This window comes from bacterium (assembly GCA_035308905.1).
Taxonomy (GTDB): domain Bacteria; phylum Sysuimicrobiota; class Sysuimicrobiia; order Sysuimicrobiales; family Segetimicrobiaceae; genus DASSJF01.
Window position 1 is genome coordinate 14,638 of sequence record DATGFS010000033.1, and the last position, 21,726, is coordinate 36,363.

At 67.9% G+C, this 21,726-nt stretch carries 17 protein-coding genes; 14 read left to right on the forward strand and 3 right to left on the reverse strand.

What is annotated here, in order from left to right; genetic code table 11:
* Window positions 1–160 precede the first annotated feature (160 nt).
* Together VKT83_10830 and VKT83_10835 are read left to right on the forward strand one after the other, a co-directional pair.
* Window positions 161–991: a PIG-L deacetylase family protein gene (locus tag VKT83_10830; GenBank protein ID HLY22950.1), complete on the forward strand. Its 831-nt coding sequence runs from the start codon at window positions 161–163 to the stop codon at window positions 989–991.
* Window positions 988–2,097: a DegT/DnrJ/EryC1/StrS family aminotransferase gene (locus VKT83_10835; GenBank protein HLY22951.1), complete on the forward strand. Its 1,110-nt coding sequence runs from the start codon at window positions 988–990 to the stop codon at window positions 2,095–2,097. Before VKT83_10830 ends, VKT83_10835 begins: the two co-directional genes overlap by 4 nt.
* A gap of 52 nt (window positions 2,098–2,149) precedes the next feature.
* Here VKT83_10835 and VKT83_10840 read toward each other — a convergent pair whose 3' ends face one another.
* Window positions 2,150–2,812 (reverse strand): response regulator transcription factor, encoded by a 663-nt coding sequence (locus VKT83_10840; GenBank protein ID HLY22952.1) that lies wholly within the window; start codon window positions 2,810–2,812, stop codon window positions 2,150–2,152.
* Window positions 2,813–3,187: 375 nt separating this feature from the next.
* On the opposite strand from VKT83_10840, the gene VKT83_10845 reads away from it, so the two are divergent.
* The gene (locus tag VKT83_10845; GenBank protein ID HLY22953.1) at window positions 3,188–3,784 is read left to right on the forward strand and encodes a PEP-CTERM sorting domain-containing protein; all 597 of its coding nucleotides are present in this window, start codon (window positions 3,188–3,190) and stop codon (window positions 3,782–3,784) included.
* 80 nt (window positions 3,785–3,864) lie between these two features.
* Window positions 3,865–4,365 carry a hypothetical protein gene (locus tag VKT83_10850; protein HLY22954.1) on the forward strand — a complete coding sequence of 167 codons (501 nt, stop codon included), beginning with the start codon at window positions 3,865–3,867 and terminating at the stop codon, window positions 4,363–4,365.
* A 22-nt stretch (window positions 4,366–4,387) separates the two neighbouring features.
* Here the strand turns inward: VKT83_10850 and VKT83_10855 are convergent, their stop codons facing one another.
* Window positions 4,388–5,704, reverse strand: a complete 1,317-nt coding sequence (locus VKT83_10855) for a GGDEF domain-containing protein (GenBank protein HLY22955.1) — start codon at window positions 5,702–5,704, stop codon at window positions 4,388–4,390.
* 211 nt (window positions 5,705–5,915) lie between these two features.
* Complete coding sequence (locus tag VKT83_10860; GenBank protein HLY22956.1) at window positions 5,916–6,647, reverse strand: hypothetical protein; 732 nt, start codon at window positions 6,645–6,647, stop codon at window positions 5,916–5,918.
* A gap of 339 nt (window positions 6,648–6,986) precedes the next feature.
* Between VKT83_10860 and VKT83_10865 the strand changes: the two genes are divergently transcribed.
* The 10 genes from VKT83_10865 to VKT83_10910 all read left to right on the forward strand — a co-directional run bounded on the left by VKT83_10865 (window position 6,987) and on the right by VKT83_10910 (window position 21,726).
* Window positions 6,987–8,849 carry a bifunctional sulfate adenylyltransferase/adenylylsulfate kinase gene (locus VKT83_10865; GenBank protein ID HLY22957.1) on the forward strand — a complete coding sequence of 621 codons (1,863 nt, stop codon included), beginning with the start codon at window positions 6,987–6,989 and terminating at the stop codon, window positions 8,847–8,849.
* Window positions 8,846–9,928 carry a GDP-mannose 4,6-dehydratase gene (locus tag VKT83_10870; protein HLY22958.1) on the forward strand — a complete coding sequence of 361 codons (1,083 nt, stop codon included), beginning with the start codon at window positions 8,846–8,848 and terminating at the stop codon, window positions 9,926–9,928. The genes VKT83_10865 and VKT83_10870 overlap by 4 nt, the downstream gene beginning before the upstream one ends.
* A gap of 132 nt (window positions 9,929–10,060) precedes the next feature.
* Complete coding sequence (locus VKT83_10875; protein ID HLY22959.1) at window positions 10,061–11,095, forward strand: RodZ domain-containing protein; 1,035 nt, start codon at window positions 10,061–10,063, stop codon at window positions 11,093–11,095.
* Window positions 11,096–11,108: 13 nt separating this feature from the next.
* Window positions 11,109–12,395 carry a competence/damage-inducible protein A gene (locus VKT83_10880; protein HLY22960.1) on the forward strand — a complete coding sequence of 429 codons (1,287 nt, stop codon included), beginning with the start codon at window positions 11,109–11,111 and terminating at the stop codon, window positions 12,393–12,395.
* Complete coding sequence (gene thpR / locus VKT83_10885) at window positions 12,392–13,042, forward strand: RNA 2',3'-cyclic phosphodiesterase (GenBank protein HLY22961.1); 651 nt, start codon at window positions 12,392–12,394, stop codon at window positions 13,040–13,042. Before VKT83_10880 ends, thpR begins: the two co-directional genes overlap by 4 nt.
* Before the next feature lie 154 nt (window positions 13,043–13,196).
* Entirely contained in the window at window positions 13,197–14,408 is a 1,212-nt protein-coding gene (recA, locus tag VKT83_10890) for a recombinase RecA (GenBank protein ID HLY22962.1), read from the forward strand.
* 182 nt (window positions 14,409–14,590) lie between these two features.
* Window positions 14,591–15,241 carry a regulatory protein RecX gene (locus VKT83_10895; protein HLY22963.1) on the forward strand — a complete coding sequence of 217 codons (651 nt, stop codon included), beginning with the start codon at window positions 14,591–14,593 and terminating at the stop codon, window positions 15,239–15,241.
* Window positions 15,234–18,404: a UvrD-helicase domain-containing protein gene (locus VKT83_10900; GenBank protein ID HLY22964.1), complete on the forward strand. Its 3,171-nt coding sequence runs from the start codon at window positions 15,234–15,236 to the stop codon at window positions 18,402–18,404. Before VKT83_10895 ends, VKT83_10900 begins: the two co-directional genes overlap by 8 nt.
* Window positions 18,401–19,531 (forward strand): DNA repair exonuclease, encoded by a 1,131-nt coding sequence (locus VKT83_10905; protein ID HLY22965.1) that lies wholly within the window; start codon window positions 18,401–18,403, stop codon window positions 19,529–19,531. Before VKT83_10900 ends, VKT83_10905 begins: the two co-directional genes overlap by 4 nt.
* Window positions 19,528–21,726 carry an AAA family ATPase gene (locus VKT83_10910; protein HLY22966.1) on the forward strand — a complete coding sequence of 733 codons (2,199 nt, stop codon included), beginning with the start codon at window positions 19,528–19,530 and terminating at the stop codon, window positions 21,724–21,726. Before VKT83_10905 ends, VKT83_10910 begins: the two co-directional genes overlap by 4 nt.

The window sequence follows — 21,726 nt, forward strand, 5'->3', positions numbered from 1 at the left end:
GTACCAATACACTGTAGCCAAAACAGCCGCTGCGTTTCCTCCATCATGCGATGGGTTCCGGGGCGTCTGAGCAGTCACGGCGCCCCCCATCTCATTCGATGAATTCCGTCGCTTGATGGAGGGTCGTGCGGCGATCCGAGGCTTATAGTCGGCTTAAATCATGGCCAAGAGCCCTTCTTTCTTGAACGGCAACGGCCATCGCAGGATGGGCGTGGCCGAGCCACACTCGCCCGCTTCCCGTAACGGGTTTAGCCGGCCGCAGCCCGAGGCGCGAGTCGCGCGCGAATTCTGGGGGCGGCAGCGGTTGCTCGTGATCGCGCCCCACGCGGACGACGAAGCCTACGGCTGCGCCGGAACGATTGCCAAGATAAAGGCCTGCGGTGGCCAAGCGTACGTGATCGTCGCGTCGGTCGGCGATTTACAACATTACAACGGAAACGGCAACCGCCGCAGCGTGTCGGCGAAGACGCGGGCGGCGGAACTCGAGGCGTCGATGCGGCTCCTCGGTGTCGACGGGTATGAGATCCTGTTTACCGACAGCCAATCGCACCTGCGGTTGGATGCCGTTCCCCAGCGGGATCTCATCGGCAGTCTGGAGCGAGATGCGACCTACGCCCTCGACAAGGTGCGCCCGACGATGGTCATCCTGCCGGCACCCTCATTCAATCAGGACCACGTCGCCCTATTCACAGCGGGACTGGCCGCCTGCCGGCCGCGCTTGCGCGCACACAAACCGTTCGCGGACCTCGTCCTCGTGAGCGACGCCCCCCAGCTGGGGTGGCGCCCCGAGCCGTTCCGGCCCGATTTTTACGTCGACATCAGCGAGTACCTAGGGTTCAAACTCGACGCCCTGGGCTGTCACGCATCCCAGGTGCGGCACTTTCCGGACCTCGGCAGCCTCCCAGCGCTCGAATCCCTCGCGCGCCTGCGGGGCGCGGAAATCGGCGTGCAGGCGGCCGAGGCCTATGAGTGTCACCGCATCGTGCTGTGATCCCGCATTCGCGCCCGACGATTGAGCAGGCCGACATCGAGGCGGTAACCGATGTGCTTCGTTCTGGTCGGTTGGTTCAGGGTGAGCAGGTGGCCCGATTCGAGGCCGCCGTCGCCGCGGCGCTGGGCCGGCGCGGCGGCGTGGCGACGAGCTCGGGGACCAGTGCCCTCCACTTGGCCCTTCTGGCGCTCGGGGTCGGTCGCGGCGACGAGGTGATCATGCCGTCGTACACATGTGTAGCCGTGTTGCAGGCGGCCCACTACGTCGGCGCGACCCCGCGGCTGGCGGAGATCGACCCCGATACCTACAGTCTCGAGCCCGAGGATGTGCGGCGCCGCCTCAGCCGCCGGACACGTGCGATCATCGCGCCGCATATGTTCGGGCTGCCGGCCGATGTCACGGCGTTGCGCACGTTCGGCGTTCCGGTAATCGAGGATTGCGCACAGGCGTTTGGGGCGAGCGTGGATGGGCGGCCGGCGGGAAGCATGGGGACCGTCGCCGTCTGCTCTTTCTATGCGACGAAGGTGCTGGCGACAGGAGAAGGCGGGATGGTGGTCGCCGACTCCGAGGTGCTGCTCAACAGAATCCGCGATCTCCGTGACTACGACGGGCGCTACGCGCTCGCTGTGCACTACAATTACAAGATGACCGATTTCGCGGCCGCGTTGGGTCTGAGCCAGCTCCGGCGCCTTCCGGCGTTTCTCGCGAGGCGGCGCGCCCTCGCCGCCCGCTACGATGCGTGTCTGGAGGGTCTGCCGCTTCGGCTCCCGATCGCTCCGCCGGGGCGCGGGCACATCTTTCTCCGCTACGTCATTGGAGTCGATCACCCGTCTCGCCTCGCCCGGCGATTGGGTTCGCGAGGAATCGAGAGCAAACTGCCCGTGTTTCGGCCGCTCCACCACTACTTACGGAGACGAGGCTTTCCCACGACGGATGCGGCCATGCAATCCGCGCTCTCGCTTCCGATCTATCCGTCCCTGCCCGACGGGGACGTGGACGTGATCGCCGGTGCGGTGCGGGCGGAACTCGCATTGTTGGACGGAGACGCCAGGCAGTCCCTACCGCATGGCAGCGGTCGCGGCGTGGAAGCGGTTGTCGGTGCGTAGGCGGCCGGGGTCAATTGACCTCGGTGACTCGGCCGACGGCGACAATCCGCGATTATGGCGCGATCTCGAGGAGTTTTTGCTCGACGGTGACGGCCACCGCCTGGGCCCGGTTGCTCGTGCGGAGCCGGCGGTAGATCGAGCGCAGATGGGTTTTCACCGTGGACTCCGACAGGAACAGCCGCCGGCCGATCAGCTTGTCGCTGAGGCCGTCCACAAGAGCGGCGAGCACGTCGACCTCTCGCTGTGTCAACCCAAAGACGCGCGCGGCGTTGCAGATGTCGGCGGCCGGCTTCGCTGTCGAGAAGTACTGCAAGATCTGTTTGGAAATCGTCGGGCTGATCATCGCGCTGCCCGCGTGAATCGCCCGTATGGCGGCGACGAGGTCGTGAGGGGTGATATCCTTGAGGATGTAACCCGACGCCCCAGCCTCGGCCGCTCTGCGGAACAGTTTTTGGTCGGCGTGGGCGGTGAGTACGAGCACTGCGGTCTGCGGAAAGCGCTCTCGGATGATTTTCGTGACCGTGGCGCCGTCTTCGCCGTTCATCATCATATCCATGAGCACAAGATCCGGCCGCAGCGCCGCGACTCTTTCGACCGCCTGGTGACCGTTGACTGCTTCGCCGACCACTTGGATATCCGGTTCCGGCTTCAGGATGGCCTTGAGCCCCGACAAGATGATGGTCTGATCATCGGTGATCACCACACGGATCGCCATGTCCGTTCACTCGCTCCTAGTTCGTGGTGAAGCGCCGAGCCCGTCGATCGGTGTGCGTCGACATGCGGCAGTTGTTGCGAGTTGTCGCCCGTGACAGGGGTCAGCTTGTGACTCCACCGCGCGGGTGGAGGCCATATTTATGACACCATCATCAGATTTACCTGCCGGTCCTCGAACGGCCAAAATCTCCTAGTATTTTGTTTAACTGTTCGCGTTGTCCGCAGATGCGATCGTATGTTCGGTAGACGCTAAAATCCATACGAAAGATTGACGACATTTGACGGCTGGGTTTGCTAATTTTGGGTTGTTTGGCTAACGCCAAAGCGCAGGAGTGCGACCATGAACAGGCCTCAGAAGCGATCGAGGGTCGGTCTGGTGGGTAGATTTCTGGTGGTTCTTGTGCCACTGTTGGTAATCGTAGGCTCGGCGTCAGCCTCGACAATCGACCTGACGTACACAAACTTGATGGGCCTGCCGCAGGGCACGATTACCTTCGGTACGGTCGACGTTACTAGCGGCAGCCTTTTGTGGACGGCCGACAGTTTTTCGTTTGGTGGTATTACCTATACGCCAGTCGGCACGAATGTGCAGTGCTGGGATACGACGACGACTGGAAGAACGGCGTGCACCGCCGACGGTTTCGGCAAGACACTAAACACCTTCAGCCTCAGCAACGGTTCATGCACGCCAAATTCCGTCAACGGCAATGGAAAGTTTTGTAACCCTTGGACCGATTTGACGGCCGATACAACCGGCGGCTACGTTATGCACGCTAAGTACACCTCATCAAACGGCGGTTCCTGCACGGGATGGTTTGGAAGCTTTGCGCCCAGCGGTCAAACCGGAACCAACGGCTGCAACCTCAGCGCCGTTCCGGAGCCGGGAACAGCGTTGCTTGTCGTAACGGCTCTCCCGGGTTTCGTCGGGCTCATCGTGGCGCGTCGTCGGCAGTTCTTCCGTCCGCACGCTTGAATTTTGAGGAACTCGTCGGATCGGTGCGACAGCGGTCAGGTGGAGGGACAAGACAGCGCCCGGTAGGCTAGAAGGCGGCGATGAGAGAGAAGGGTCCGTTGATGCCGATCCGGGGGGAGAGCATCGAGGCCGCGCCGCAGGATATCACCGATCTTCTCGTTACGCTAATAGCGATAGAGACCCGACTGCTTCGGCTCGTGCGGGCGGGTGATCGAGAAGTCCCGGTTGACGACGTCACGACCGAACTCACGGTGCTGTCTCGTGATCTCAAGCGGTGCTACCGGAGGATCGGAGATCTCGCGGAACGCCGGGACCTCGGCTTCACGACGCAGAGGAAAGTGGGCCGCCTGCGGGATCAGTGTATCTGGCTGTACCGAAAGGCGGTGAGCGAGCGGGCCTTTTTTAGAAAGCTCGTCCTGGAAGCAGGGCTGCGGCGCCTCATTTCCGAGGAAGCGTTCGGCATCTATCAGGAGATACTCTGGGTAGAAGACGAAGAACGCCGGCTGGGCAAGGATGACGCCTCCGTCGTCGCACTGCTCTCCGCCGAGTCGGAGGTGCCGTCGGTCCCACCGTCCGCCTGACCGGTGGGCCGGTCAGGGGGCGTCATTCGGGGACGTGTTTCGCTAGGGTCCGTGCCATTGGCCGATTGAGCGCCGCCAGGATTGCTTTGGTCACCGCGTGTTCGAGGTCCGGCGCGCGCGCGCTGCCGATTAAGGTGCGCGGTTCGTTTGCGGACCTCGATAACACCGTGACGACCAACCTCTCCATAGACGTGGGAACCTCTGTCAATTCCTCCAGTACGTAATTGCCCGCGTCTCCAACCGTCTGCCGGATCGCGTCGAGTGTTGCCTCGGCCACGAGGAACAGCGTGCCTTGGCCGTGGACGTGGCCGGCGGCGCGTCCTACGCTCTCGCGCTCTCCCAATCTCAGCGCAACCGTGGCCGCACTTCCCCTGTCCTCGGTCTGTAACGTTACGTCCATGAGTTGTAGACGCGGCTCCCGTCGCCCGGCCGTCGTGACCGGCTGATCAGCGGGGAGTGCGGCCTTCGTCCCTTCATTCCGTCTGGACGCAGGCTCGGCAGCCCGCCTGGCCTCCTTTTCGGTTGTGGACGCCAGGCTGGCGAGCGTCAGCAGGTCCTCGACGGTCGTCGCGATGTGTCCCCGCGTCCGCACCTCGGCGCGACGTCCGCCGGCCACTCCGACACTAGCCGTGACGCGGGGGGGCCCTCCGGCCATGTCACCGGAGATCGCCACCACATCCCGAATCCGCTGTGCCAGTTCGCGCGCGTCGCCCTCGGGCCGTGTCGTGGCTATGGCAAACTCGTCGCCGCCATATCGGCAAAGCAGGTCGATCCTCTCGTCCACGAGGCTGCCGAGCAAACTCGCCACGGAGCACAGCATCTCGTCACCGATGACGTGGCCGAGGATCTTGTTCACCGCGCCGAAGCTGTCAAGGTCGATGAACAGCACCATAATCTCATGCCCGCGCTCCAACGCCGCCATTGCCCATGCCCGCAGGGCTGTCGACGTCGGCAGACCGGTCAAGGGGTCACTCTGCTGGCTCTGCCTGCGGAGGATCGCCGTCGCGGAAATTTGGCCGACGATCTTTCCGTCTTCGGCCACCGGCAACACGTCAACCCGATGGCGGGACATGAGGGCGTATGCTTGTAGCAGCGGGAGTCCTGGCGTCACCGCGACGGCGCCCGGGGTCATGACCTCGGCAACCGGTCGGTACGGCGGCGCGGCGAGCAGTTGTAGCGGGGTGACGATGCCCAGGATGCGGTCTGCTTCAACGACCGGCGCCGCCGCCAGGCGCTGTTCTTTGATCAACTTCGCCGCCGCTGCGACGGTGTCGCGGCCGGTCAGTGAAACGGCAGTCGGCACCATGACGTCCGCGACGATGAAGAAGACGTCGTTCATCGCGTCACTATCGGTGACGGCCGAGGCGCGGGCGGCGGAAGCACATGAATAGCCGGAAACGCGCCAAGCCGACGGAGATGAGCCGGCATCTCAGCACAGGCTCCGCAGTCAGGCACCGTGATCGTCAAACCTTGCCCCACGCCTAAATTTACGCTCGCTGGTATGATGAAGGCATCCACCGTCCGGTTGAATTAAGCGCCCATGCTGGCGACTACCGGCCTATCCTCCGGCCACCGTGTGCGGTTCTGGCGCGGTGCCGACGGTGGTCGAGCGCGACTGGAAGGGCGGCCTTGACGCAAGCTCCCCGCTCGGGATCGTTTGAGGTCTCCAGAGTTCCGCCGAGCGCCTCAGCCAAGTTTCTCGCCCAGCCTAACTCAGCACTGTTCGAGAGCGTCGCCGGACGACGCCGACACGCGATCCCGTCGCTCACGATCTGCAACGTCGCGAGGCCTCTGCGCTGCGAGACGACGACCATGACCCGGCGGGTGTTCGATTGTATGACCGCATTCACCAGACGGTCATAGGCGATCGCACCGAGCGCCCACGCGACGGCCAACGGAAGGTTAGCAAGTACTTTCGCGCTGCGGATCCTCAAGTGAAATCTAACGGGCGTGGTCCGACGAAAATCGGCGATCATGTGTTGGAGCATCGCGGCGAGATCAGGGTCTTCCGTCATCACGGAGTGCAGCAGGTAAATGATCGCCCGGACAGACTTCAAGGCGGAACGCGCCGCGACCATCGCCTTCCGCAACGCCGCCCTGTCGACGAGGCGCCGCCGGCCCCGGCGGACTTCGCAAGACTCCAAGAGCCAGACGGCGGCGGTAAGGCGCTGCGCCGGACCTTGATGCAGGCTATCGGCAATGACCGACAGTACGTCCTGAGTGCCGGACGAGCGGTTTCGCGCGACACCGGGACGTTCCGCGTGTTTCGAGCGCCGAGGCACAGGGGCTCCTCCCTTGATTGGCCGGAGACGCGGCAGCATCGAGACGGTTCCCTTCGCGGCTGTATCCGATCGACCGGCACGTTCGACTGTCGTGAAAATCGCGCCGTGGAGCTCCCCTCCGTGCCGCACGTGGCCTTTCTCGCTCAGGAGCCGAGGCAGCATTTGGTGCCGCATATGACCTCGAAACAGCCGTTCGTATGCTGTGCGATGAGCAGGGGTACACTTAGACTTCCTACCCAGAATCCACCTCTCAGATTTGTATTGCCGATTCGGACTCGATGGGGCGTGCCTCCCCTTGGAGGGTCATGACAGGTCAGCCGGCCATGTCGGACGAATGATATGAACTGGTCCATGGTATTCATGCGGAAGTTGAAGGCACCAGACGCCGGCAGTGGGAAGGCGGGCAGCGCGGCCCACGAGGGGGAGACTTTGGACACACACGCCGACACCGGGTTGGTTGCACCGTACGGCGGCGGCCTCGTTGATCTCATTGCTCCAGAGGAGGAACGCCGCGCATTCATTGAGCGCGCGATCGGCCTTCGATCGTTGCAGTTGTCGCTCCGGTCGCTCTGCGACATCGAGTTGCTGGCAACCGGAGCGTTCTCGCCTCTCGACCGGTTTATGGGGCGCGCCGCGTACGAGGCCGTCGTCCGCGACATGCGCCTGCCCGATGGAACACTATGGCCGGTACCCATCGCACTCCCCGTTGCGGATGTGGCCCTGGTGCGCGAAGGTGAGGACGTGGCGCTTCGCAGCCCCCAAAACGATGTGATCGCGATCATGCGGGTCGAGGAGATCTACCGCCGAGACCCTGCGTTCGAGGCACGAGGCGTGTTCGGGACGGACGACGCGCGGCACCCGCTTGTCGCGGAGATGAACACTTGGGGGCCGTGGTACGCGTCGGGACCGCTCCGCGTTGTGAATCTACCGCGACATTACGATTTCACGGAGCTGCGCAGAACGCCCGCCGAGGTGCGCCGACTTCTCGCCGAGCGCGGAACGACGAATGTAGTCGCGTTCCAGACGCGAAACCCGATGCACCGGGCCCACGAGGAACTCACCAAGCGTGCCGCGGAGCGCGTTCGTGGAACGTTGTTGATTCACCCCGTCGTCGGGATGACGAAACCGGGGGATGTCGACCACTACACGAGGGTCCGGTGCTACAAGGCGCTCGTGGGTCGCTATTATGATCCGCAGAAGACCATCCTCAGCCTTCTTCCGTTGGCGATGCGCATGGCCGGACCGCGGGAAGCCGTGTGGCACGCAATCATCCGCAGGAACTTCGGTGCCAACCATTTCATCGTGGGTCGGGACCACGCTGGCCCCGGCATGGACTCCGCCGGCAAGCCATTCTACGGACCGTATGAGGCCCGCGCGCTTGCCGAGTCCGTCCAGGCCGAGATCGGCGTCACGATTCTGCCGTTCGACGAGTTGGTGCACGTGCCCGATGAGGGGCGCTACGCGGAAGCGCACACCGTGCGCCAAGGCACTCGGGTCCTTTCGTTATCCGGCACGCAGGTTCGCCGTGATTTTCTAGCCAACGGCCGACCGCTCCCGGCGTGGTTCACGCGTCCGGAGGTCGCGGAAATCCTCGCCAACGCGTACCCGTCCCGGGAACAACAGGGTGTTTGCGTATGGTTCACCGGCCTGAGCGCGGCCGGCAAGAGTTCGATCGCGGAGGTGCTTGCGCTCCGACTTATGGAGTGGGGTAGGCACGTTACGGTACTGGACGGTGACGTCGTTCGAACGAACCTCTCCGACGGACTGGGATTCGGCCGAGACGATCGGGACACGAATGTCCGGCGCATCGGCTACGTTGCGGCGGAGATCGTCCGCCACCGCGGCACCGTGATCTGTGCCGCGGTCAGCCCATACCGCGCGACGCGGGCGGAATGTCGGGCGATGATCGGGACTGAACACTTCGTAGAGGTGTGGGTTGATACTCCGCTTGACGTGTGCGAGCGACGCGATCCAAAGGGCCTGTACGCGCGCGCGCGCCGAGGAGAGATCAAGGGCGTCACAGGGATCGACGATCCTTATGAAATGCCGGACGGCGCCGAACTGACGCTCAAGACGACGGATTGCACGCCTGCGGCGAACGTCGACAAGATCCTGCAATATCTGATCGAGCGGGGATACCTTGGCGGCGCCACAGCGGCTCCGCTATCAGAACGTCGCGCGGGTTCCGACGCGGAGAGATGAAACCCACATCTCGATTACTCATCACAGGTGGAGCCGGATTCATCGGCTCGCACCTTGCCGAAGCCTTACTCGACACCGGTGCGGCTGTGACCGTTCTGGACGACCTGTCGACCGGGCGGCGCGAGAACATCGCGGGGTTGCTGCGGCATCCGCGGTTCAGGCTGGTGGAGGGGTCAATATTGGACGAGGTGTTGATGGACGCCGAGATCCGGGATTGCGACGAAATCTATCACCTTGCCGCGGCGGTCGGAGTCAAGCTGATCTTCGAGCGCCCGGTTCGCGCGATCAAGATCAACGCCGGAGGTACTGAAAACGTTCTGGAAGCAGCCTGTCGGTGGAAGCGCAAAGTCTTTCTCGCCTCGACCTCCGAAGTGTACGGGAAGGATGCGCGTAATGAATCGCCGGGTTTCCGCGAGACCGATGACATCCGCTTTGGCGTTTCAATGCGGTGGTGCTACGCATCAGCGAAGATCCTCGACGAGTATCAGGCACGCGCCCGCTACCAGGAAAACGGACTGCCCGTGGTGATCGGGCGCTATTTTAACACCGTCGGTCCCCGACAAGTCGGCGCGTACGGCATGGTGATGCCCCGGCTGGTTCAACAAGCCTTGGAGGGCAGACCGTTGACCGTGTACGGCGACGGGACGCAGGTCAGGAGTTTCACCTGGGTAGGTGATGCGGTGAAAGCGACGGTGGCGCTGATGGCGCATCCGGGTGCGGTGGGAGAAATCTACAACATCGGCAGCGACGAAGCCGTCTCGGTGATCGAATTGGCCGAACGGATCAAGCGGGCGACGGGCACTGCCTCGAAGATCGAGTTCGTACCTTACAAAGAGGCCTACGGTGAAGGGTTTGAAGATGCACACCACCGAGTGCCCGACATCTCCAAACTCCGCACGGCGATTGGATACCGCCCGACCCGGACGCTCGACGAGATCTTGTCTGGTGTGATCGCCGCCTTTCGGGCGCAAGACGGTGAGGATCCTGCTGCGCCCGGAGGGACTGCCGACAGCGGTGAGTCGGGCGGTGCGGGAGGCAGGCCGGCACGCACTGCTCAGGCGGCAGAGGGCGCGTCATAATCTCTTCGGCCTTGTCGGCTCCGACCTCGATCGGCTTTGATATCGGTGCGCTGGGCACAACCGTAAGCGGCGAACGATTTCGCCCCGGTGCCGCAGGATAGGAGTTTTGGTTCCGAGAAACCCGGAGGCACCATGGCTTTGGCGGGCATTGGCGAACGCCTTCGCAACGCGCGCACGGCCCGCGGCCTGACGCTTGAGGACATCGAAGCAGCGACGCGCATCAAGCGCCGCTACTTGGACGCCCTCGAACGTGAAGCGTGGGACGAACTGCCCGGCACCACATACGGCCGCGGGTTCCTCGCATCCTACGCGCGGCAGCTCGGCATCTCCGCCGATGAGATCCTGGGTCTCTACCCGTCTCAATCTGCCGGTGGTCCGGCGGCCGCGGTTCCGAGGCCGGTTGAGGTCCGGATCACGCCGGCGAATCCGCAGTCGCGTCTCCGGCGGATTATCACCGCGATCGCGGTCGTCTTCGTCGCGGGCGCGGTCGTGCTCGCCTACATTCTCGTGGGACAGCTGCGGCAGTTTGCCGCGACCCGTCCGCGGCCGGAGGCGGCCGCGCCGGGCGGTGCCGGCGGACCCGCCGGGTCTCCGCCCGGCGCGACCCAACCGGCGGGTGCGCCCGCGGTGACGCCGACGTCTGGGGGACAGGCGGCGGGTGCGCCGCCGGCCACACCCGGCGCCCCGGGGCAAACCGTCACTCCCACCGGCGGACAGAATGTCGTGGTCAGCGCGCTGGCGACAGATCGGTCCTGGGTGCGGGTGGTCTCCGATGGCTCCGTGGTGTTCGAGGGATTCGTGAGCGCCGGCGATCACCAGGTGTGGGAGGGAAAGCATCAGGTCAGCCTGCGGGTGGGCAACGCCAGCGCCTTGGATCTGTCGGTGAACGGTCAGAACGTCGGCCGGCTCGGCAACCCGGGCGACGTCGTGGAGCGGACGTTTACGTCCGGCGCCCCCGGCGGGACCGCGCCGGCGGCGCCCACGGCTCCGCCCGCCACGACCCCGGCGGCCGCTCCGCCCGCCACGCCCCCGGCCCGGCCGGCGGCCCCGGCTCCCGCGCCCGTCGCCCCGGCGCCGGCCACACCACGCCCCGCGCCGGCCCCGCCCGCTCCGCCGAACGCGCCGGCGGTGACCCCGACGAATCCGGCCCCGACCCAGCACCAATGACGGCGACTGTTCGATGGCACGGGGGGTGCGCGCGATGACCCGCGCGGAGATCATTTCTGTCGGAACAGAGCATCTTCTCGGCCAGATCACCGACACCAACGCCGTCTGGCTCTGCAACGTGCTGGCCGGCGCCGGGATCGCCGTGTACTACCGGTCGACGGTGGGCGACAACGTGGGGCGAGTCCAGGAGGTGTTCCGCGAGGCGCTCAGTCGCGTCGACCTGGTCATCGCGACCGGCGGGCTCGGCCCGACCGACGACGACCTCACGGTCGCCGCGGTGGCCGAGGCGCTGGGCCTGCCGATAGAGCGGAACGAAGAGGCGTGGACCCACGTGCAGGCATTCTTCCGGCGGCGCAACCGTCCGCTCACGAGCCAGCAGCAGAAGCAGGCGATGATGCCCCGCGGGGCGCACATGATCCCCAACACGCGGGGCAGCGCCCCGGGCGTCGTCGTGGAGCACGAGGGGAAGACGCTCGTCTTTACGCCCGGCGTGCCGCGCGAGATGAAGGGGATGATCGAGGATCACGTCATTCCGTATCTCCGCGCGCGCGGCCTGGCTGGGACCGACGTCATCCGCTCCCGCATTCTCCGGGTCGCCCTCGGTGAGTCGATCGTCGAAGACCGCGTCCGCGACTTGATGCGCGCCGGCACGAACCCCACGATCGCGCCCTACGCGCACACCGGCGAATGCCATCTGCGCATCACCGCGCGCGGGGAGGAGGCCGGCGTCGACGGCCTGCTCGACGAGACCGAACTGGCGGTCCGCGAACGTCTGGGGCGCGCGATCTACGCGGTCGGCGAGCAAACGCTGGAAGAGACCGTCGCGAGGCAGCTGGCCGACGCCGGCCTCACGATCGCCGTCGCCGAGTCGTGCACGGGAGGGCTGATCGCGCACCGCCTCACGCGGACCCCCGGGGCGTCGATGTACCTGGACGGCGGCGTGATCGCCTACAGCAACGCGGCCAAGAACCGTTGGCTCTCGGTGCCGCAGAATCTGATCGCGCGCCACGGCGCGGTGAGTCCGGAGGTGGCGCGGGCCATGGCCGAAGGCGCGCGCGCACACGCGGAAACGGACCTCGCGGTCTCGACGACGGGCATTGCCGGTCCGTCGGGAGGCACCCCCGAGAGACCGGTGGGCTTGGTGTTCATCGCGCTCGCTCATGCCGGCGGCACGGACGTCCGCGAGATGCGCTACGGCACAGAGCCCGGCCGCGCGGGCGTCCAGTATCTCGCGTCCCAGACCTCGCTCGACATGATCCGGCTGTATCTGCTTGACTTGGGAGAGCGCGCCCCGCGGTGACTCCCGCTCCGCGCGGCGGGGCGGGCGCGCCCGGTCCCGACGCGGCGCGCCCCGGCCAGGCGGATCGTCATCGCACCTTCATCGCGGTTCCGCTCGCGCCGGACGTTCGCGACGCCGCGGCGAGGGCGCGCGCCCCGCTCGCGGCGTACGCCGACCGGTTCCGCTGGGTTTCGCCCTCGCATCTGCATCTGACGCTGCAGTTTCTCGGGGACATTCCGACGGCAGAGGTGGCCGAGGCCGTCGAGGCGGCCCGCGCCGCCGCCGGTGCGACCGCACCGTTTGCGATCAGCTTCGCGGGGGTTGGGGCCTTCCCGTCCACGGCCGCGCCGCGCGTGGTGTGGGTGGGCGTGACGCGCGGCGCCGAGCGCCTCGTCGCGCTCGCCGGCTCGCTCGCCCGCGCGCTTCGCGATCGGCGCTTCGCGCTCGACCCCAGGCCGTTTGCGCCGCACCTGACGCTCGCACGGGCGCGCGGGACCGGCCGGCCGCCGGACTTGAGACACGAGGCCGAGGCGCTCGATCGTGTGGTATTGGGCGACCAGTCCGTGACCGAACTGGTGGTGGTGAAGAGCGTGCTCGGCGCGTCCGAGCCCGTGCACACGATCGTCGCGACGGCAGCCCTCGGCGTCACCTCCCGGGGGTCCGATTGAATGGATGGCGAATTCTTCGAAGTGAAAACTCAGTGGTCAACGAAAGTTCACGCCGTGGCTTGACATACGAACAACTGTTTGGTATGTTGGGGCCAACTTAATACGCGAAAAAGTCGCATCAGCGACCGTCGACGCGGCGGAGGGAACGGTCCCCATGAACGAACGGCAGCGCGCCCTGGACCTCGCCTTGACCCAGATCGAGAAGCAGTTCGGCAAGGGTTCGATCATGAAGCTCGGCGAGCACCAGGCCAAGCTGAACGTCGACGTGATCCCCACGGGTATTCTGGCCCTCGACGCCGCGCTGGGCGTCGGCGGCGTGCCCCGCGGCCGGATCGTCGAGATCTACGGCCCCGAATCGTCCGGCAAGACGACGCTCGGCTATCACGTCGTCGCCGAGGCGCAGCGTGAAGGCGGGGTCGCGGCGTTCATCGACGCGGAGCATGCTCTCAATACCGAGTACGCCCGCAACGTCGGGGTCGACATCGACAACCTCCTGATCTCCCAGCCGGACTCCGGCGAGCAGGCGCTCGAGATCGGCGAGATGCTCGTTCGGTCCGGCGCGATCGACGTGATCGTGGTGGACTCGGTGGCGGCGCTCGTGCCGCGGGCGGAGTTGGACGGTGAGATGGGGGACGCGCACGTCGGTCTGCAGGCGCGGCTCATGTCCCAGGCGATGCGGAAGCTCGTCGGCGCCATCAGCAAGTCCCGCACCACGATGATTTTCATCAACCAGCTGCGCGAGAAGGTCGGCGTCATGTTCGGCAACCCCGAGGTCACCAGCGGGGGCCGCGCGTTGAAGTTCTACGCCTCGGTGCGCATGGAGATCCGCCGGATCGAAACGCTGAAGTCGGGCGATCAGGCCATCGGCCAGCGCGTGCGGATCAAAGTTGTCAAGAACAAGCTCGCCGCGCCGTTCCGGGACTGCGAAGCCGACATCATCTTCCCGCGGGGAATCAGCAAGTCCGCCAGCCTGCTGGATGTGGCCGCGCTCCACGGGATCGTCTCGCGGTCTGGGACGTGGTTCGCCTACAAGGACATGAAGATCGGCCAGGGCCGCGACAACGCCCGCGAGTTCCTCGAGAACAATCCGGAGCTGGCGCGCGAGATCGACGCCAAGACCCGCGAGAAGCTCGGGATCGTGCGCGTGCCGGCCTCCGCCGCGGCCGCGCCGGACGCCGCGCCCGACGGCAGCGCATCTCGCCGCCTAGTCCCCGAAGGGGGGAACGGCAACGGCGCCGCTCCCGAAGCAAAAAGCCCGGCGCCGAGGCCGGCCGTTCCCACCTCCGTGCCATCTGAAGACGAGCTCAGGAAAGTCGCCGGCGCAGCCGTGGTTGCGAAGGGAGTCGCGCCTCGGGCTCAGCGGTGAATCGCGCAGGGCGCGTCCCTGCGGCCCGGTACCGGTCTCGCGGCCGACACCGCTCAGGCGGCGTCGGCCGTGATGCGTCCGCGGAGCAATCGAGCTCCGGGGCCTCCGGAGGCGCTGCCCCGGGGCCTGCCCGCATCGCCGTGATTCGGGCGTCCGGCGGGCCCGCGTCCGGTGCCGGCGAGTTGCGCCTGATTGTGCTGGAGGACGGACGGCGGTTCCGGGTGGACGCCGAGGAGGTCGCACGTCTCGGTCTGGAGCCCGGCGTTGTGCTCGCCCCGCCGGCGCTCCTGCTGCTCGAGAGCCGCGACGCCTACCGGCGCGCGCGGGAGACCGCGCTCCGTCTGCTTGGGGCGCGGCCGCGCAGCACCGCCGAGCTTCGGGCGCGCCTCCGGCGCGCCGGGGCGCCGTTGGAATCGGTGGTGTCGGTCATCACCGACCTCACGAACGACGGCTATCTCAACGATTTGGAGTTCGCGCGGGCGTGGGTGCAGAATCGTCTCGCGGTCCGGCCGTGCGGTGCGCTGCGGCTTCGCTCGGAATTGCGCGAAAAAGGCGTCGCCAGTTCGCTGATCGAGCAGGCGATCCGCGAGGTGTGCGGCGAAGAAGAAGCGGCGGCCGCGAATGCGGCCGGAGGTCCTGCGGAGACAGGGGAAGAACGGCGCGCGCGCGATCTCGTCGAGCGTCGCCTCCGCGCCTACGCGCGCCTCGCGTGGGATGCCAGGATCCGGCGGCTGGCCGGCCTGCTCCAGCGCCGGGGATTCGCCGCACCAACAATCGCACGCGTTCTTCGGACGGTGCAACGGAGCGACCGCGGTGGGATCTCGGATGCGTAACGGGCGCGAGGCGCGGCCCGCCGGCCGACCAGCGGCCGGCAACCATGAAATCAAAGCCGTACCTCTGAAGGGCAGACGGCCCGGCGGCGCGGACACGGATCAACTCGCCCTCGGGCTGGCTTCAACCGACGTCGATGACCTCGCGCCGCTCCAGGACACCGGCATCGGTTTTCTCGACGGCGCTCACTCGCTCGACGTCCAATCACCCGAGGTCGCCGCCGCGGCCGCGACGGCGACCACGCGCGCCGATGAGATCCTCGCCGGGCTCACCGACGAGCAGCGGGATGCCGTGACGCACGCCGCCGGCCCGCTCCTGATCGTCGCCGGCGCCGGCACCGGAAAGACCGCCGTCATCACCCGCCGCATCGCGCACCTCATCGCGACCAAGGAAGCCCGACCGAGCGAGATCCTGGCGCTCACCTTCACCGACCGCGCCGCGGCCGAGATGGAGGAACGGGTCGACCGGTTCGTGCCCTACGGCTACACCGATACCTGGATCAGCACGTTTCACGCGTTCGGGGACCGCGTGCTCCGCGAGAACGCCCTCCACCTCGGTCTCTCGCCGGACTTCCGGGTACTGAGCCGTCCCGAGCAGGTCATCTTCATGCGCGAGCGGCTGTTCCAGCTGCCCCTCGATTATTTCCGCCCGCTTGGCGACCCGACCCGGTACGTCGACGCCCTGATTACGCTGTGGAGCCGGGCCAAGGACGAGGCCGTCACGCCGGAGGACTACGCGGCCTACGCGGAGCGCCTCGCCGCGGAGGCCGCGTCCCAGCCGGACAACGCCGCGCTGGCCGAGCAGGCGCGCCAGCAGCGCGAGCTCGCGGCGACGTATCGCGCCTATCAGACGATGCTGGCCGAGGCGAGCTGCGTCGACTTCGGCGACCTGATCGTGCTGACGCTGCGCCTGCTGCGGGAGCACCCGTCGGTCCGCGAGGCCTACCAGTCGCAGTTCCGCTACCTGCTCGTCGACGAATTCCAGGACACCAACTTCGCGCAGTTCGAGCTCGTAAAGCTGTTGGCCGGGGGCCGGCGCAACCTGACCGTCGTCGCCGACGACGACCAGGCGATCTACCGCTGGCGCGGCGCGTCGTACAGCAACATCTCCTATTTCACCGAGGCGTATCCGGACGCGCGGATGGTCGTGCTCACCCGCAACTTCCGCTCGACGCAGTTGATTCTCGATTCGGCGTACCGGCTGATCCGCCACAACGATCCCGACCGCCTCGAGGTCCGGCACGGCATCGACAAGCGGCTGCGCTCGGCCACGGAGCCGGGGCAGCTGCCGCGCCACCACCAGTTCGAGACGCTCGCCGAGGAGGCGGACGACGTGGCCGGCCGGATCGAGGACGCCGTGCGGACCGGCCGCTGGCGGTACCGCGATGTCGCGATCCTGGTCCGCGCCAACCGGGACGCCGATCCGTTCATGCGGGCCCTCAACATGCGCGGCATTCCGTTCACCTTCACCGGGACCCGCGGCCTCTACGATCGCGAAGAGATCCGCTTCCTCACCGCGTTCCTGCGCGTGCTGGCGCACCCGAGCGACAGTATGTCCCTGTACCTGCTGAGCTCGTCGCCCTTCTACGACGTGCCCCCCGCGGACCTCGCGCTCTGCACCAGCTACGGCCAGCGCCGCAACCGGTCGCTGAACCAGGTCTACCGGGCGCTGCCGCGGCTCAACGACCTCGAGGTCTCGGCGCCTGGGCGGGCGGTCATCGCGAAGATCGTCGAGGATCTCGACGCGATGGGCCGGCTGGCCGCGACGATGAAGACCGGCCGCGTGCTCTACGAATATGCGGTCACGCATACCGGTTACGTGCACCGCCTCGCCGCGTCCGAGGAGCCGGCCGACGCGCACCGGGTCGCCAACATCGCGCGGTTTTTCGACCTCGTCGCGCGCTACGGGGAGAGCGCGAAGGTGGACCGCGTGCCGGCGTTCGTCGAATACTTGGAATTGCTGATCGAGGCCGGCGACGATCCCGCGACGGCGGAGGCCGAGGCGGACACCGACGCCGTGCGCGTGCTCACGATCCACAAGGCGAAGGGCCTCGAGTTCCCGGTCGTGTTTCTGGTCAGCCTCGTCGCCGAGAAGTTTCCGTCGCGGGCGCGGCGGGAGCCGCTCGCCCTGCCGGACGCGCTGATGCGCGACATCCTGCCGAGCGGAGACTTCCACCTCCAAGAGGAGCGCCGGCTCTGCTACGTCGGCATGACCCGGGCGCGCCGGGAGCTCTACCTGACCGGCGCGTGGGACTACGGCGGCGTGCGGCGCCGCAAAGTGAGCCGGTTCGTCTTGGAGGCGCTCGACCTGCCCCGGATCGAGCCGGCCGCGGCCGCGGCGTCGCCCGCGCAGGCGGTGGAGCGGCACGCGCCGCCGGCCGCCCCGGCGGAGGGGCCGATCGTGCTGCTGCCGCCGTCCGACGATCCGGTGCCGCTCTCGTTCCGGCAGGTCGACGACTACACGACCTGTCCGTACAAGTACCGGTACATCCACGTGCTGCGCGTCCCCATTCTGCGGGACCATCGGATCGCGTACGGCGCGGCGCTCCACGAGGCCGTCCAGGAATACAACCGCCGCCGCGCGCGGCGCCAGCCGGTCACCGCGGACGATCTCGTGGCGACGCTCGAGCGGGCGTGGATCAGCGAGGGGTTTCTCAGCCGCGAGCACGAGGACCGGCGCCTCGAAGAAGGCCGCGCGGTGCTGCGCCGCTTCTTCGCCTACCAGGAGGCCGGCGGGACGGTGCCCACGTTCGTCGAGCGGGAGTTCCGGTTCCGCTCCGGGGGGGCCTACGTGCGCGGCCGGTGGGACCGCGTCGACATCCGCGGGAACGACGTCGTGATCATCGACTTCAAGAGCACGGACGTGCGGACGCAGGAAGACGCCGACCGGCGCACCCGGGACAGCGAGCAGCTCGCGATCTACTCCCTCGCATATCAGGAGGTGCTCGGCCGGCTCCCGGACCGCGTCGAGCTGCACTTTCTCGGCCGCGAGATCATGGTCGGCCGGGCGCACAAGGACGCCGAGGACGTGACGGAGGCGCGGGAGATGATCGAGCGCGCGGCCGAGGGCATCCGGGCGCGCCAGTTCACCGCGACCCCGGATCCGTATCGCGCCTGCCCGTACTGCGCCTTCAAGCAAATTTGTCCGTTCACGGCGGCCGAATGAGCCTGCGCCTCCTGCACACCTCCGACGTGCACCTCGGGGCGACGTTCAAGGTGCTGGGCGACCGGGGGCCGGAGCACCGCAAGCAACTGCGGGAGACGCTGACCCGCCTGATCGATCTCGCCCTCGCGGAGCGCGTCGACGCGGTGCTGATCGCGGGCGACCTCTTCGATTCGGTGGCGGCGGCCCGCGTGCACGCGCCGTTCGCCGCCGAACAGCTGAGCCGGCTCGGACAGGCGGGCATTCCCGTCTGCGCGATCGCCGGCAACCACGACCCCCTCGGCGAAGGCAGCGCCGGCGTGTGGACGGACCTCGAGCGCCGCTGTCCGGGGCTGACCGTGTTCGGGCAGCAGCTCGGCGAGCGCGTCATCGCCGAGTGCGATCTGACGGTCGTGGGACGGTCGGCGCCGCGGCGGCTGTCCGTCGAGAGCCCGCTCGCCGGACTGCCGGTTCGCCGCGCCACGCGCTACCAGGTCGCCGTGGCCCACGGCAGCGTGCAGCGGCCCGACTTCGAGGCGCAGTTCACGATGATCACGCCGCGGGAGATCGCCGCGAGCGCGGTCGATTACCTTGCCCTCGGCGACTGGCATTCGGCGCAGGACGTCTCGGCCGGCGGGGTGGCTGCATGGTACAGCGGCGCGCCGGAGATGATCGATCTTGACGAGGGTCAATCCGGGCACGTGCTGCTCGTCACGATTCCCGAGCCCGGCCGCGCCGAGGTCGAGCGGCGCCGCGTGGGCCGCCGCCGCAGCGGGCGGCTCGTCGTCGATCTGGCGACGGCGGGCGACGGCGAGGCGATCGCCCGCCGCATCCGCGAGCACGCCGATCCGAACCTGGCGCTGCGCGTTGTCCTGACGGGGCTCGGCGGCCTCGACACGCGGGTCCTGGCCGAGCGGCTGCGCGAGGACCTCGCGCCGTCGTTTTTCCGCCTCGATCTCCGCGACGAATCGCGCCTCCGGCCCGACGTGGCCGATCCCTCGCAATATCCCGATCACACCGTGATCGGCCGCTTTGTGCGCGAGATGCAGGAGCAGATCGCGATGCGCCAGGGAGACGACCGCGCGCTCGCCGAGGAGGCGCTCGCCTACGGCGTCGCGCTGCTGCAGGGGACCATGGAGCTCCCCGGATGATCATCCGGCGCGTGCGGGTGCGGTGCTTCCGCGGGCTCGGCGATGAGGAGCTCGCGTTTGCGCCGGGCCTCAACGTCGTGCGCGGGCGCAACGACGCCGGCAAATCCACGCTGCACCTTGCCTTTTCCGCCGCGCTCTTCCCCGTACGTCCGTCCGAGGCGAAGTCGTACCGCCCGTGGGGCGAGGCGGACGGAGAGGTGATGCTGGAGTTCGAGGCCGATGGCCGCCGTTATGAGCTGCAAAAAGACTTCGCCTCGCAGAAGACCCTGCTGCGCGTGGACGGCGGCGAGTGGGAGACGTCGAAAGACGTGGCCGCGCGTGTCGGCGCGCTGCTCGGGTTCGGGAGTCTCGCCCTGTTTCGGGCGACGGCGCACATCGGGCAATGGCAGCTGGCCCCGTCCGAGGGCGAGGCGCGCGAGATCGGCGCGCATCTGTCGAGGATCATGACGGGCGGGGACGGGGACGCCGTCCGCGTGCTCAAGGCGATCGCCGACTGGGTCCGACGGCAGGAGATCGGCCTGCGCGGCCGGCCGGCGACGGCGCCCGGGCCGCTCAAGCGCGGTCAGGACCGGCTCAAAGCCCTCGCCGACGAACGCCAGCGGCTCGCCGCCGAGGTTAAGGAGATCGAAGGGGCCGCCTCCGAGCGCGAGGTGCGCGCGGCGCGGATCAGCCAGCTGGAGAGCGCGGTCGCCGAGGACGAGGCGCTGCTTGGCGCCAACCGCCGGCTGCTCGAGCTGGACCGGCGATGGGACGAGGCCGGCCGGCGCGGCGGCGATCTGTCGGCGCGCTTGGAGCGCATCGACGCCGCGGCGCGGGCCCTCGCCGCGGCCGAACGGGACCCGGCGCTTCAGGCGCCGGAGATTCCCGACGACGCGTGGCGCGGGCTTCAGCAGGCCGACGCGCGCGCGGATGTGCTTCGGCAGCAGCTGGAAGCCGCGGAGACGCCGCCGGCTCAAACCCCGTTGAGCGCCCGGCCGGAGGCGGGGGGAACCATACCGGCTGGTGCCGGGAGGCCGCGGCCCGGCGCCGCCGCGCCGCTCCTCGCGACGTTGGCCGCTGCCGGCGGGCTCGCCGGTCTCACGCTCGTCGCCGCGCACCACCCGGCGGCGGGGGCCGTCGCGCTGGCGGTCGCGGCCGTCGCGGGTGGAGCGCTGGCGGTCGTACACACGCGTGCGCGCGCGGACGCCCGCCGGATGGCGCTCCAGGAACGCGAGCGCGCCGAACAGGCCGGCCGGGCGCTGACTCTGCTGCGCGAACAGGCCGGAGCGGCGGCGGAGGCGGTCCGTCGGGATCTCGCGGCGCTCGGCGTCGCGTCGATCGAGGCGGCCGCGGCGCAGGCCGCCGCGGCGCGCACCGCGCGCGACCGGCGGCAGGCCGCTTCACAGCTGCTCGAAGGGCTTCTCGGCGGACAGTCGAGGGACGCGATCGCCGAATCACACCGCCAGGTGCGGACCGAACTCGGCGCGGTGCAGGCGCAGCGCGAAGATCCCGATCTCGGACTTCGGCGGCTGGACGCCGCGGCGTTCCAGCGGCGCCAACTCGACGCCCAGCACCGCCGGCAGGCGCTCGACCAGGAGAAGGCGGCCGTGCAGCGGCTCGAAGGGCGCCTCGCCGGACGATCGCCCCACGAGGCGCTCGCGCGGGTGGAAGAGGAGCTTGCCGACACGGAAGCCCGCCTGGCGCGGCAGCAGCGGCAGGTCGAGGCGCTCCGTCTCACGCACGACGTGCTGGACCGCGCGCACCGCGCGACCATCGTACCCGGACGGGCCCGCCTCGAAGAACTGGCGAGCGGCTATCTGCGCCGGCTCTCGAACGGCGCCTACGATCGGATCGCGGTGGACGAGCAGACGCTGGCGCCGAGGGTGTGGGTGGGGGCGCCGAAGGAGTGGGCGGAGGTCTCGGCGCGCGAGATCGGCAGCGGCGGCGTGGACCAGTGTTATCTCGCGCTGCGGCTGGGTCTGGCCGATGTCCTGGCCGATGGCCGGCGGCCGCCGCTCTTTCTCGACGATCCGTTTCTCGCGTACGACGACGACCGTCAGGCCTCGGCGATGACCTTTCTGCGAGGTCTCGCGGGGGACCGGCAGATCTTTCTGTTCACGTGCCGCACGATGTACGACGGCTACGCCGACCACGTGGTGGTGCTCGGCGAGCGCGCACCGTTGCCCGCCCCGGCACGGTCACCCAGCCCGACCTGA

Coding starts and splice junctions, on each gene's coding strand:
- VKT83_10850 (HLY22954.1), top strand. CDS start 3,865: ATGAGAGAGAAGGGTCCGTTGATGCCGATCCGGGGGGAGAGCATCGAG.
- recA (HLY22962.1), top strand. CDS start 13,197: ATGAACGAACGGCAGCGCGCCCTGGACCTCGCCTTGACCCAGATCGAG.
- VKT83_10905 (HLY22965.1), top strand. CDS start 18,401: ATGAGCCTGCGCCTCCTGCACACCTCCGACGTGCACCTCGGGGCGACG.
- VKT83_10865 (HLY22957.1), top strand. CDS start 6,987: ATGAACTGGTCCATGGTATTCATGCGGAAGTTGAAGGCACCAGACGCC.
- VKT83_10880 (HLY22960.1), top strand. CDS start 11,109: ATGGCACGGGGGGTGCGCGCGATGACCCGCGCGGAGATCATTTCTGTC.
- VKT83_10855 (HLY22955.1), bottom strand. CDS start 5,704: ATGAACGACGTCTTCTTCATCGTCGCGGACGTCATGGTGCCGACTGCC.
- VKT83_10875 (HLY22959.1), top strand. CDS start 10,061: ATGGCTTTGGCGGGCATTGGCGAACGCCTTCGCAACGCGCGCACGGCC.
- VKT83_10840 (HLY22952.1), bottom strand. CDS start 2,812: ATGGCGATCCGTGTGGTGATCACCGATGATCAGACCATCATCTTGTCG.
- VKT83_10830 (HLY22950.1), top strand. CDS start 161: ATGGCCAAGAGCCCTTCTTTCTTGAACGGCAACGGCCATCGCAGGATG.
- VKT83_10910 (HLY22966.1), top strand. CDS start 19,528: ATGATCATCCGGCGCGTGCGGGTGCGGTGCTTCCGCGGGCTCGGCGAT.
- VKT83_10900 (HLY22964.1), top strand. CDS start 15,234: ATGCGTAACGGGCGCGAGGCGCGGCCCGCCGGCCGACCAGCGGCCGGC.
- VKT83_10870 (HLY22958.1), top strand. CDS start 8,846: ATGAAACCCACATCTCGATTACTCATCACAGGTGGAGCCGGATTCATC.